Below are 11,804 nucleotides of genomic sequence, written 5' to 3'. Positions count from 1 at the left end.
TCGCCCCGGACGGCCCGGCCTCGGCCGCGCTGCAGGCCGAGGTCAACGCACTGGACCTGATCACCACCAGCATCAGCATCGCCAACAGCGGCAAGGGCGTAGCGGTCAACAACCTCAACGTGCTCGGCCTGGTCCAGGCCAAGGCCGCCATCATCGAGCCGCCGTCGATCGCGATCGGCGGGGTCGGCACGCGCGCCTACAACGCGCAGGTGCGGGTCAACCTGGACATCGACAGCAACAATCTGCTGCTGGGCATCGGCAAGGTGCTGGGCCTGCTCGGCATCCGCCTGCGCCTGCCCGTATATGCCGACGTCACCAACGCAATGGGCACCCTGACCAGCCTGCAATGCGCCGCGCAGCCGGTCACCGCCAGCATCCGGGTCGAATCCTCGGTGCTGCGCGCCTGCGTCGGCAAGGTGGCCGACAGTGCCAGGTTCTCCACCCGCAATGTCTGCGATGCCAGCCTGCAGAACGAACAACTGCTCACCCTGCTCGGCGCGCCGCTGATCAACGACCAGATCAAGCTCAACGCCCTCACCCATGATGAAACCGTGACCCTGTCGCCGGGCGAAACCAGGTCGACCTGGATCAACGGCGCGCAGATCGGCAATGCCGTCACCGACCTGGTGCGCGAGTTGCTGCGCGTGCTCAGCGGCATGCTCAACCCGGCCGCCAAGGGCATGGGCAATGGCGATACCGCCACCCAGCTGGCCGACCAGTTTCTCAAGGCCGCCAATACGGGCAATGCCCGCTATGACGTGGACAAAACCATCGCCCTGCTGCGCAACGGTTCGGTTGCGCAGGGCATCGAGCCCTTCGGCGACTGGCAGGTCGCCAAGGGCGTGCCCTACGCCTGCCCACCGCTGGGTCTCACCACCTGCTACAAAGACGGCGCGGCCTGGGACGGGTATCGCGCGGTGGTGACCGGACAGGGCCTGGGGGTGCTCGACGGTCTGCTCGGCACGCTGCTCGGTGGCCTGGCGATCAACCGCTGCAGCGGCCTGGTCAGCGTGTTGCTGAGCTACAACAACTGCCTCAAGAGCAACCTGGCCTCCTACCTGCAAACCGCGCCCAACGGCATGCTCGACGCCCACCAGGGCAGMGGCAGCATCATCGACCCGGGCACCAACGCGGTGGCCTGCAGCGGCCTGCTGTGCACCCTGCTGCGGCCGGTGCTGGAAGGCCTGCTCAAGCCGCTGCTCAACGGCGTCGGTACCCTCCTCACCCAGACCCTCGCGTTGGTGCTGGGCCTGGAACTGGGACGCACCGACGTGCACCTGCAGGCGGTGCAGTGCAACCCGGCCCAGCTGGTCTATTAAGCCTGGCGCAGCGCTGTCGGCGCGGCACGGGCTGCATGCTAGACTTCTGTGGGGACTGGGATTTCACAGACGAACTTTCACCGATTGAGCCATTCTGGACGGCCTGATGATGCGAGCGAGAAAAGGGGTTGTATCCACCGGCCGGACCATCCTGGCTGGCAGTCTGGTGTTGCTGTCGCTGAGCATGGTGCCGCAGGCACTGGCCGCGCGCGCGCCCAAGGGTGAGCCCGCTGAACCGGCGCGCAGCGCGCCGGTGGTGCGCAACAGCGTGGACGAACTGCGCCAGCTGATGGATTCGCAGCAGCTCACCGAGCTGCGGACCACCTACAACGGCAGCTACGGCGCGAGCCTGCTGTTCAATACCGCCACGCTGCAGTATTACGCCGCGCTGTTCCACGACAAGGATTTCTGGCGCGTCATCAAGACCGACTCGGTCGACAACGCCGAAAAGGTCTACCGCACCTTCGTGCAGCAGACCGAGGAACTGGCCCAGGTGTATATCGACACCACCCGCCTCGAAGCCGGCAAGCGCTACACCGAAAACCTGGTCGCCTACAACGAACAGCGCCTGCGCAGCCTGCAGCAGGAAGCCGATCTGCAGCGCCAGCAATCGCTGCAGGTCAGCAGCTCGATCCAGCAGGCCAAGCAGCAGGCCGTGTCGCTCAGCACCGACCTGCGCAGCACCCACAGCCAGTTGGACGCCCTGAACCAGCGCATCCAGGCACTGCAGGCCCAGCAGGGCAACCCGGAGCTGTCGCTGCCGCCGCCGGAGGCCAGCGCCCCGGTGTCCCCGGCACCGGCTGGCGAGACCGGCAACCCGTAAGCCAGGCGGCTCCCTGCATCGCAGGGAGCCTGCCCCGAACGCGCGCCACTGCCGCGTTTCCCCGCGTGTCCGTCGCCTTCCCCTGCAACACCCTATCCATGCAGCCCGTTCCGACACGCTCGGCTGGGTCATCGCCCGGCGCACCGGCAAGCCGGTCTCCACGCTGCTGTCCGAGCGCATCTGGCAACACCTGGGCGCCGAGCAGGACGCCTACTACACGGTCGATTCCACCGGCACGCCGTTCGCCGGCGGTGGCTTCAACGCCGGTCTTCGCGACCTGGCCCGACCCGGCCGCCAAGGTGGTGATTGCCCGCTTCGGCTCGCACCCCATCGCAGGCAACGCGGCCAATGATCCGACGACCCTGCCTGCCTTCGATGCGCTGGCGCACTACCTGATGTCCCGGCCGGCGCAACGCACGCCCTGAGCAAGCGGCCGCTCAACGGCACGCGCGGTAGACGCGGTCGTCCATGCGCCGGCTCAGCGCGAAGCTGCGTTTCATCCCCGCCCTGATATACGCCGTCTCGCGCTGGCGTCGGGCAGTTGCGCAGGCCTGCGGCCGATGATGCAGCGAGATGACTGCGCCGGGCGGTGCCCGCGCGCGTCGCTTCGGCGCGGCACCGTCGCGGTGCCGCGTGCGTGAATGGCGGTGGTGGTGCGGCGGTGCGCGTTGTGCGTCCAGTGCACGTTTGCGCGCCTGCAGTTCGCGCCGGATCGCCTCGATCCGGGCCGCATGCCGGCGTTCGGCTGGCACCACATCGACCTCCCACGCCTGTTCGGCCTGGCCGGCGGCGCATGCATGGCGCTGGAACGTGGCCACGCCATCGACGCGGCATTTGTGGATCTGCTGCACCTCTGGCGTGGGCGTGGGCGCCGGTGTCGCTGCACCAGCAGGTGTCACGGCAGACACCCATAGCCAGAAACAGAGCGTCGGTAGTGCGGTGGATCGCGATGGCATCGGCAGTCTCCCTGACCTGCCGCCAGCATCCTGCGCACGCACCGCAGCTACCGCGACCCACGTGGCATTCCATCCGCTGCAAGCCATGCACCTACCACGACACGCGGACTACCCGACGTCGAACATCGCGCCGCTCACCCTGCGACCCGGTACTCCAGCACCTCATCGCCCAGATCATCGATTTCCCCGGTCGGCCGCCACCCCAGGTGACGATAGAAGCCGTGCGAGCGCACCGCCGGATCGGCCGCGCACCCCAGGAACAGGCGCTCGAAACCCCAGCCGCGGAAGTCCTCCACCGTTCGTGCCAGCAAGGCCTTGCCGATGCCCTTGCCTTCCCAGTCCGGCAGCAGCGCCAGCACGATGATCTCGCCAGTGTCGCGATCGCCGAAGCAGTAGCCGACCATGTGCCCATCGGCCTCGGCCACGTGGCCGGGGAACGCACCCTGCGCGATGCCGTCCGCCCAGCTCTCCACGGTGATGCCCAACGCGGCCAGCTGCGCGACCGAGAAGGCGTTCTCGCGGGTGCGCCCGCGCAGGTCGATGCAGTGGGCAGCGTCATCGGCGACGGCGGTGCGGTAAGTGATGGGCATGCTGGCGCCTCCTGGCGGGTCATTCGAACGCGGACGATAGCGCAGATGACGCGTTCCAGCCGGTTCACTGTCGCAATGCGCCGCGCGCGGGCCTGCGATGCCGCTGCCAGCCATGGCATCCTGAGCAGGCTGCCCCTCTCGCGTCACGGAACCCCGCATGCGTCCCACCACTGAATTCTGGCGTGATCCGTCACTGCCCCATGTCGAGAGCCGCCGCGCCTGCGACAGTCGCGCCTGCTATCGACCACACAGCCACGACACGTTCTCCATCGGCGCGGTGGATGCCGGGCGCAGCGTCTTCAGCGGCGCGTCCAGTGGCTCCCGGGTGCTGCAGGCGGGCAGCGTGGTCGCCGTTCCCGCTGGCTGTGTGCACGCCTGCAATCCGATGCCCGGCCATGCCTGGAGTTACCAGATGCTGCATCTCGATGCAGACTGGTTGGGCAGTCTCCGCGACGAATCATCGCCGCCGCCATCGACCCGACACCTTGGGGTGGTCCACGTCTCGGACGACCGTAGCCGCTATCGCGACTACTGCACGCTCAACACCCTGTTGTTCTCCGACGCGGCGGTCGAAGAAAAGGACGCCGCACTGATCGCGTTCGTCGGCGATCTTGAGCAGCCACCGGGTACGCCCGTTGCTCTGGGGTCCGACGCGGCGTCACTGCATCACCGCCTGCAGCCGGCGATGGCGCAGCTGCGTGGGCAGTTGTCGCGTACGCCCCCCTTGGCCGAGCTGGCGACCGCGGTCCACATGAGCCGCTATCAACTGATCCGCGCCTTTCGCCGCGCCACCGGCCTGACCCCGCATGCCTGGCAGATGGACCAGCGCATCCGGCAGGCGCGCCAGCAACTGCGCGACGGGGAAGCAATGGCCAGCGTCGCCCACGGCCTGGGCTTTGCCGACCAGAGCCATTTCCAGCGTGTGTTCAAGGCACATGCGGCAACCACGCCCGGCCACTATCGGCGCTGAGAACGCGCAATTACGTTCAATACCGGACCGGCCGCGAACACCACACTGGCCGCCCGTAGCCTGCCTGTACCGGATTGAATGGAACAGTTCCTGATTGTCGCCAGCGTGCACTTCCTCGCCCTGCTCTCGCCCGGGCCGGACTTTTTTCTGGTCGCGCGCACGGCCATCGCACGCGGCTGGCGCACGGCCAGCGGTGCCTGCGCAGGCATCGCGCTGGGCAATGGCGTGTTCATCGGTGCCGCGTTCGCCGGCCTGGCCATCCTGCGCGTCGACAGCGCAGCCTTCATCGCGGTGCAGCTGGTGGGCTGCGCATTCCTGATCTACCTGGGCGCGGTGTTTCTGCGACATGCCGGCGGCAGTGGGCTGGTGCAGTTGCGTGGCACGGCGCAGGCCGGCGCGACCGCCTCTGCCGGCGGCTGGTGGAAAGCCGCCGGACTGGGTGCGCTCTCGGCCCTGTTGAACCCGAAGAATGCGTTGTTCTACGCCACCCTCGCCGCGATGCTGCAGGGACCGGCCACCGGCACCGGCGCAAAGCTGTTCTATGCCGGCTGGATGTTCAGCGTCGTGCTGCTGTGGGACCTGCTGGTCGCTACGGTGATCGGGCACCCGGCGGTGCTGCGCCGGTTCGCGCGCGCACTGCCGTGGCTGGAGCGGACGACCGGCGTGGTCCTGATCGCCCTGTCGGTGTCGATCCTGGTGTCGCTGGGATGGCCATGGCTGGCGCACCCGCGCTGACCCTGCGTGCAGAAAGGCCCGGCAGATGCCGGGCCTTTCCTGGGGTTACGTCATGGCCTCGATCACAGGAACCGGTAATCGAACTCCAGCCACAGCTGGCGACCGTACGGATCGTAGTTGCCCACCGGGTAGAACGGCCAGCCGCCGCCGTTCCTGTCTGCCGGTGGACGGCTGTCGCGCAGGTTGTTGACGATCAGGCCGACGCTCGCGTTGTCGCTGAGCTTGCGGTACACGCTGGCGTTGTAGGTCATGTAGGGCGCGATGCGACCACTGCCGTCGGTCTTGGGCAGCGAGCCGTAGCGGATGCCGTACAGGGTGGCGGTCCAGTCGTTGATCGCCCAGGTCACGCTGCCGTTGACCTTGCTGCGCCACTGGTAGGAATCCAGCGAATTGCGCTGGTCGGTCGCCTCGTCCTCGGCGAACWGGCGGTATTCGTGATCGATCACCAGCGAGTAGGCCAGGCGCGCGGAGAACTGGCCGTATCGGCCGGCATCCCAGCGCGTGTTCGCCTTCAGGTCGATGCCGCGCACCGACTCGGACGCGGCGTTGATCGGGTTGATCAACACGCGCACCACCTGGTTGGGCTGCACCGCGGCGTCGGCCGGGTTGCGGATCACCCGCGACAGCGCGTCCTGGCACTGTGCCGAGTTGATGTCGCGCGCTTCCCCGCCCACGGTCTGGCCAAGCCGGCAATCGGCTTCGTCGCGCAGGATCCGCGAGGAATCCAGATTGGTCACTTCCTGGTCGATGCGGATGTCGTAGTAATCGGCGGTGAAGTCGACATTCGGCGAGGGCGACCACACAAACCCCGCGCCGTAGGACTTGGCCGTCTCCGGCTGCAGCTGCGGATTGGCACCGCTGGTGTAGTCGATGGACAGGCCGCTGTAGTCGCAGTCGTCATAGGCCTGGCCGGCACTGCGGCAGCGCCAGTAGTCGGTCATGCCCGGGTTGTAACCGCGGGTTTCGCTGGCGAAGACATAGTTCATGTCCGGCGCACGGAAACTGGTCGCCGCGCTCGCGCGCAGCAGCAGGGTGTCGAACGGTCGGAACTCCAGGCCGGTACTCCAGGTAGCCTTGCCGATGTGGTCGCCGGCCGCGCGGTACTGGTCGTAACGACCGGCCACGGTAGCGGTCAGGCGCTCCAGCAGCGGCAACTGCAGTTCCACGCCGGCCGCATAGCGGTCACGCTCGCCGCCGGCCGGGATGCCGGCGCTGGTGTTCCAGAACTCGCCAGTGGCCAGGCGCGGGTCCGGCCGGTTGTTGTAACCCTGGCTGCCTGCTTCCAGCACCGCCGCCAGCGCGGCACGTCCGCCGGGCAGGTCGAACAGCTGGCCATTGACGCTGAAGGTGGCCGCCTGCAGCCACGCGGCGTTGCGGCTTTCCTGGGTGGTGGACAAATCGTCGTATTCGTTCGGGGTCAACGGCTGGTACAGCCGCGCCGGGTCCGGGGCATACACGTCCACGCCGCTGCGGGTGCCCAGCTTCGGCCCGAGCAGGTAGTCGTTGATGCCGGCCAGCAGCACCGGGCGGCGCGTGCGGTTTTCGTAACGCGAACGGCTGTAGGCCGCTTCGTAGTCCCAGTCCGAGCCGCCCAGGCTGCCGCGTGCGCCCACGTTGAACGACCATGAGGTTTCCAGGAACCGGTTGGCATTGCGCTGCACGCCACCGATTTCTTCCGGCGCGAAACGCCGATACCAGCTTTCCAGCTGGCCGCTGTTCTGGTTGTAGAAATAGTTGCGCGAGGAGGTCCAGCTGGGCGCGCGGGTGTTGTTGTAGATGCGCGCAGTGCCGATGGCCACGTCGGCGAACAGCTCCTGGCGGTCGTCGAGGTGCCAGGTCAGCGCGCTGTAGGCATCGATGTTGCGCTTCTCGGTCTGCACGGTCCAGAAGGTGGCCGCGGCCTCGTTGCTGCCGCAGTACGCGCCCTGCCGCGGGTTCTGCGCGCGGAACACGCTGCCGCCATACAACCCGGCACTGGCATCGCAGCCCGCCAGGCCGGGATCGATGTAGGTGCCGGTGCTGGCGTTGCGACGGTAGGCCACCGCCGTGGCCAGCGGCGTCACGCCGCGCGGATCGTCGGTGAGCGAGTCCATGAAGTCGCGCTGCGAGCCGTAGATCGCCTTGCGGTTGGCGATCTCCAGGCCGAAGATCGCGTCCCACTGGTCGGTCGAGCTGCCGCCGACCACCTGCAGGCGCTGGTTGTCGCCGCCGCCCTGCTCGGTGGTGCCGGCCTTGACGTTGATGCCCACACCTTCGTAGGACTTCTTCAGGATGATGTTGACCACGCCGGCAATCGCATCCGAGCCGTACACCGCCGACGCACCGCCGGTGAGCACCTCGATGCGGTCGATCAGCGCGCTGGGGATGTTGGCCAGGTTGACCACGTTGACCGAGCCTTCGTAGGCCAGCGGGTAGTCGGACTGCCGGCGGCCGTTGACCAGCACCAGCGTGCGGTTGGGGCCAAGGCCGCGCAGGTTGATGGTGTTGGCGGCCGGGGTGAAGGTGTTGCCGAAATCCTCACCCTGCACGCTGCCGGTGTTTTCGGTCAGTGCGCTCAGCGCCTCGAAGGCACTGCGGTAGCCCTGCGCCTCGATCTGCTCCTGGGTGATCACGGTGACCGGCGACGGCCCTTCCACGCTGGCGCGCGGAATGCGCGAGCCGGTGATCTTCACCGCTTCCAGTTCAGTGGGGGCGGCGCCGTCGGCGGCAAGCGCCAGCGGACTGATTCCGAGCAGGGGCAACAGGGACACGACCAGGGGGCGCAGGCGCAACGGACGACGGAGCAGAGACATGCAGGTTCCAGATTGGGAGAGTCGCTCCGGTGCGGGCAAGCCATTGCCGCAGGGGGTCCGGAGGGCGGGCCAGTCTGCTGAATGGGGACCTGCCCGGGAAATGACCGCCCGGGATATGCATATAACGAAAACGGCGGCCCTGCGGCCGCCGTCTCTTTCTGCACCACGTTGCTGCGGCAATCAGGCCTTGGCAGCGCTCTGCAGGCTCTGGCGCTGGACCAGCGCATTGAAGCGGGCCAGCGAACTCAGGTGGTGGTGGACCAGGGCAAGGTAGCCGTTGCGGTGCCAGGCCAGCACCACGTCGTCGGGCAACTTGGCCAGCTTTTCCACGTCGACCACGTGGAAACCGTTGACCGACATCTGCTCACCGGTGTTCAGGGTGACATCGATGCTGCGCTCGATCAGCAGGTCCTGCGCCTTGATGGCGGCCGAGAACTGGCGGGTCAGCTCGTGCTCACGGGTGAAATCACCGCAGAAGCGCATGGCGCTGTCGACCAGTTCGGTCGCCTTGCCGTCGGCGAACAGCGGCTCGCCTTCTTCGCTGGTGCCCTGGTTGACGTGCTCGGCATCGGCATCGATGGCCAGCATGTAGTCGCCTTCCGGCTCTGCCTGCATGAACACGAACGGATAGCGGCGCACATAGGCCGGTGCGTAGGTGTCTTCGGCCCACTTRTCGCCGTCGATGAACAGGTTGTTGCGGGCCAGGCCCACGGCCACGATCGGGGCGGCATCGCTGCCGGTGAACAGGATCGGGAAGTGCTGTGCGGCCAGGCCGAACTCACCGACCACCGCCGGAATGGCGTTGGTTTCGGCCGCGAAGGCCACGGTGCCCTGCTTCAGGCGCCAGTTGGCGTGCTTGTCCGATTGCAGCGGCAGCGGCTGGCGGTAGAACAGCGGGCCGGAAGCCTGTGCCGGCGGAGTAGTCGTTTCAGCAGTCATGGAATAGGTCAGGTACGACGCGCCAGACAGCCCGGGCGCGAAAGCGGGCACCGCATTGATTGGCCACTATAACGTGGCTGCATGACGATATGCGCCCTGCCGAAAGCCATGCCAGCGTGCGCGGCCCTACAGTTCGGTGAACTCCTCGCACCCGGGCAATGGCGTATCCGGCACATACGCTCCGCCAACGAAGCGGAAGGTCCGTTGGTAGGAGCAGGTCGGATCGGTCTGGATCCGCAGGTCGCGCTTGCGCAGCGGCCCCTTGGTCGAGGCATCCTGGAACCGTGAAGCGCCCGCCGGAAACCGGGTGGCGGTGGTCCGGTAGCGCAGCACGGGCATGCCCTGCCCGGCCGGATCCAGGGTCAGCGTCATGCTGAAGCTGTACTCGTCGTGGCAGGCGCCGGCGCGACGCGCTTCATCGGCCTGGCCGAAGCAGGCGCGGATCATCGCATGGCCGTCAGCCGGCACCATCAGCACGTCCGGGTCGATCTGGATACCGTCCTGCTGGTGGTAGAGCCGGCTCAGCCGCAGCTTCCCAGCATCCGACCCGCCGCCGGAATAGCCGGCACTGGCCTCGCTCACCACGCCGACCAGCACATTCTCCAACGCGGCCTGCTGCGGGTCCGAGGGCACCTGGGGAGCACCGATCCGGGGTGCCATGCGCACGATGAAGGGCCATGGCCGCTCACTCGCCCGGGCGTCCGGATCCGGCATCGGAATGTAGCGAAGCCTCGGTTCGGTTTCGCCAGCGGGACGATGCTCCACCTCCAGCTGCGCCGCCGACGGATCGCCGTCGCGCCGCGTACGCACGCACCATTGCCGGTCCTCCGTGCAGAAACGCGGCGAGGCAGTGCCATCATCGCTACCCGCGGTGGCGCGGCCAGGCTGTTCGATCAGCGCCTCCAGGCGGTTGCCGGCACGGTCGTGCACGGGCGCGGCGGCGCCGGCGACGTCGGCCAGCAGCAGCAGGCCGAGCGCGGCAGCGGCGCGGTGACGCATCGATTCAAACTTCTCCGGCATGGTTCGCTTCCTGCGCGCCACAAAGCGCCTGTCGACAGAGCGGCGATTCTAGCCCAGCGAAGACGCCGCTCAGCGCACCCCGTCGAGCGGGCCGTCGGCGCCGGTGACCGCAGCACACGCATGGTCCTGCAATTCTTCGCCACTGGCCTCGTTGCCGGTGGCCGGATCGAGGCGGGTCGCCAGCAGCAGGAAGCCGGGCGTGCCATCGCGCTCGCGTGCGCCGCTCACCACCAGCGACCAGTGGCCGAGATCGTGCACGCCGGCCAGCTCATGGGCCAGCAGCTGGATCGGGTCGACGGCAAGCACTTCGCCGCGCACGCGCCGGGCCTGGTAGACGTGGCCGCGCAGCGGTGCGGGCAGGCGCTGCCAGTGCGTGCCGATGCCAGCGTCCATGCGCCGCAGTTGCGCCAGCACGTCGGTGCGCAGGCAGTCGATGTGGATGTGCAGCTGGTGCTGCGAGCGGCCATGCGGCGAATTGAGCGCCAGGCTGGCCACCTCGCGCGGCAGTGGCTGGCCCAGCGCCTGTTCGGTACGCCAGCGTGCCGCCCATGCACTGGCGAAATAGTTGGGCGCATCGGTGTGCAGCAGCGCGGGGCTCTCGATACCACTGACCTTGTCCAGCGGCATCAGCAGGAACTGGTAGCGCCCGTGGGCGTCCTTGAACAGCACATCGCGCCGGCCGGGAGCCGCGTCCACCGCCAGGCAATCACCGCGCGGCGTGCCCGTCCCCACGCAGTCGCGCTGGATCAGGCCCCACAGCGCGTCCGGGTTCGGGGGCGGCTTGGCCGGAGCCACCGGCACGACGGTGGGCTGCGTGGCACAGGCGACCAGCAACAGGCACAGCGACAACAGCATCGGGCGAAGGTTGGACACGGACGGGCACGGACTTGCCCGTTCCGGCATGGCGGGCTCGGCACGCATGGTAACCGAGCCGGCACGCTACGCTTTGGCCGCACGTGGCGGCCGGCGGCGCTCAGTAGGTGCTGAAGGGCACTTCCACTACCAACGCCGGCGCGGCCGCGGCCGCGGCGGGCTGCAGCGTATAGCGGTCCAGCGCACCGTTCTCATCGGCGAAGGGCAGCGACTTGAACTGCAGGCGGTAACGGTCCGCGCCCAGCGTCAGCACGCCGGCGGCGTCCATGCCGGCATCGGCGGGCAGCAGCAGCCCGCCCATGTCGCTGTAAGCGGCTGGATCGTCGCTGTAGACGTGGCCGACCAGGTCGCCCTCGCGCTTCATTTCGTAGATGTGCGGCTCGCCGCGGCGGCGGTTGTATTCCTCACCACCGGTGAGATCGGCGATCCACACCCCGGGCAGGCGATAGCGGGTTTCCAGGGCGATGGCATCCAGACGATCGCTTTCCACCACCAGGCAGCACACCGTGCGCCCGGCTTCGCGGTCCAGGATCGCAAAACGCGCGCCCTTGGTCACCGCCTCCGGCAATACTGCGAAAGGAACGTCGCGCCGTGCGGGATCGGCGCCATTGGCCGAGTGCAGGTTGCGCCAGCCGCCCACCACCGGGCCGGCAGGTTCGGCAGCCGCCGCCGAAGCAGCCAGCAGGCAGGTTCCCAGCAGCATGACCAGCCGGCCCCTGAACATCCCGTCGTACATCGTTTTCTTCCGTCGTTGGCGCGTGCGGCGGCCGGGAGGGCGTCATTGCCG

General features: G+C 68.0%; 11 protein-coding genes and 1 pseudogene. 5 read left to right on the top strand and 7 right to left on the bottom strand.

Annotation, left to right across the window (positions count from 1 at the left end):
• From AC1DQP_RS09850 to AC1DQP_RS09840, 3 genes and pseudogenes are all read left to right on the top strand, one after another.
• A pseudogene (locus tag AC1DQP_RS09850) lies at nt 1-1,319 on the top strand (TadG family pilus assembly protein); the annotation flags it as partial.
• Between the two features lie 184 nt (nt 1,320-1,503).
• Nucleotides 1,504-2,142 (top strand): DUF2968 domain-containing protein, encoded by a 639-nt coding sequence (locus AC1DQP_RS09845; protein WP_457319129.1) that lies wholly within the window; start codon nt 1,504-1,506, stop codon nt 2,140-2,142.
• A 251-nt stretch (nt 2,143-2,393) separates the two neighbouring features.
• On the top strand, nt 2,394-2,567 hold the full coding sequence (locus AC1DQP_RS09840; protein ID WP_457319123.1) for a hypothetical protein: 174 nt from the start codon (nt 2,394-2,396) through the stop codon (nt 2,565-2,567).
• A gap of 12 nt (nt 2,568-2,579) precedes the next feature.
• Here AC1DQP_RS09840 and AC1DQP_RS09835 read toward each other — a convergent pair whose 3' ends face one another.
• Nucleotides 2,580-2,993: a hypothetical protein gene (locus tag AC1DQP_RS09835; RefSeq protein WP_457319122.1), complete on the bottom strand. Its 414-nt coding sequence runs from the start codon at nt 2,991-2,993 to the stop codon at nt 2,580-2,582.
• Between the two features lie 239 nt (nt 2,994-3,232).
• Nucleotides 3,233-3,688 (bottom strand): N-acetyltransferase family protein, encoded by a 456-nt coding sequence (locus tag AC1DQP_RS09830; RefSeq protein WP_478051502.1) that lies wholly within the window; start codon nt 3,686-3,688, stop codon nt 3,233-3,235.
• A 157-nt stretch (nt 3,689-3,845) separates the two neighbouring features.
• On the opposite strand from AC1DQP_RS09830, the gene AC1DQP_RS09825 reads away from it, so the two are divergent.
• Both AC1DQP_RS09825 and AC1DQP_RS09820 read left to right on the top strand, forming a co-directional pair.
• A complete protein-coding gene (locus AC1DQP_RS09825) occupies nt 3,846-4,658 on the top strand; it encodes a helix-turn-helix domain-containing protein (protein ID WP_478051501.1) in 813 nt (270 codons plus the stop codon).
• Between the two features lie 78 nt (nt 4,659-4,736).
• Entirely contained in the window at nt 4,737-5,393 is a 657-nt protein-coding gene (locus AC1DQP_RS09820; RefSeq protein WP_478051500.1) for a LysE family translocator, read from the top strand.
• 62 nt (nt 5,394-5,455) lie between these two features.
• Here the strand turns inward: AC1DQP_RS09820 and AC1DQP_RS09815 are convergent, their stop codons facing one another.
• The 5 genes from AC1DQP_RS09815 to AC1DQP_RS09795 form a co-directional block, all read right to left on the bottom strand.
• Nucleotides 5,456-8,185, bottom strand: a complete 2,730-nt coding sequence (locus AC1DQP_RS09815) for a TonB-dependent receptor (protein WP_478051499.1) — start codon at nt 8,183-8,185, stop codon at nt 5,456-5,458.
• Between the two features lie 180 nt (nt 8,186-8,365).
• On the bottom strand, nt 8,366-9,124 hold the full coding sequence (locus AC1DQP_RS09810; RefSeq protein ID WP_457319453.1) for a SapC family protein: 759 nt from the start codon (nt 9,122-9,124) through the stop codon (nt 8,366-8,368).
• Between the two features lie 126 nt (nt 9,125-9,250).
• Nucleotides 9,251-10,144, bottom strand: a complete 894-nt coding sequence (locus tag AC1DQP_RS09805) for a hypothetical protein (protein ID WP_457319454.1) — start codon at nt 10,142-10,144, stop codon at nt 9,251-9,253.
• A gap of 69 nt (nt 10,145-10,213) precedes the next feature.
• On the bottom strand, nt 10,214-10,999 hold the full coding sequence (locus AC1DQP_RS09800) for a CDP-diacylglycerol diphosphatase (RefSeq protein ID WP_457319458.1): 786 nt from the start codon (nt 10,997-10,999) through the stop codon (nt 10,214-10,216).
• Nucleotides 11,000-11,117: 118 nt separating this feature from the next.
• Nucleotides 11,118-11,753, bottom strand: coding sequence for a decarboxylase (locus tag AC1DQP_RS09795; RefSeq protein ID WP_478051498.1), 636 nt, complete (start codon nt 11,751-11,753; stop codon nt 11,118-11,120).
• Between the last annotated feature and the right edge of the window lie 51 nt (nt 11,754-11,804).

This window comes from Stenotrophomonas sp. P5_A8 (assembly GCF_056400545.1).
Note: the sequence above shows the minus strand (reverse complement) of the source record. Positions and strands in the feature narration are given on the sequence as shown.

Coding starts and splice junctions, on each gene's coding strand:
- AC1DQP_RS09805 (WP_457319454.1), bottom strand. CDS start 10,144: ATGCCGGAGAAGTTTGAATCGATGCGTCACCGCGCCGCTGCCGCGCTC.
- AC1DQP_RS09820 (WP_478051500.1), top strand. CDS start 4,737: ATGGAACAGTTCCTGATTGTCGCCAGCGTGCACTTCCTCGCCCTGCTC.
- AC1DQP_RS09825 (WP_478051501.1), top strand. CDS start 3,846: ATGCGTCCCACCACTGAATTCTGGCGTGATCCGTCACTGCCCCATGTC.
- AC1DQP_RS09845 (WP_457319129.1), top strand. CDS start 1,504: ATGGTGCCGCAGGCACTGGCCGCGCGCGCGCCCAAGGGTGAGCCCGCT.
- AC1DQP_RS09795 (WP_478051498.1), bottom strand. CDS start 11,753: ATGTACGACGGGATGTTCAGGGGCCGGCTGGTCATGCTGCTGGGAACC.
- AC1DQP_RS09830 (WP_478051502.1), bottom strand. CDS start 3,688: ATGCCCATCACTTACCGCACCGCCGTCGCCGATGACGCTGCCCACTGC.
- AC1DQP_RS09800 (WP_457319458.1), bottom strand. CDS start 10,999: ATGCTGTTGTCGCTGTGCCTGTTGCTGGTCGCCTGTGCCACGCAGCCC.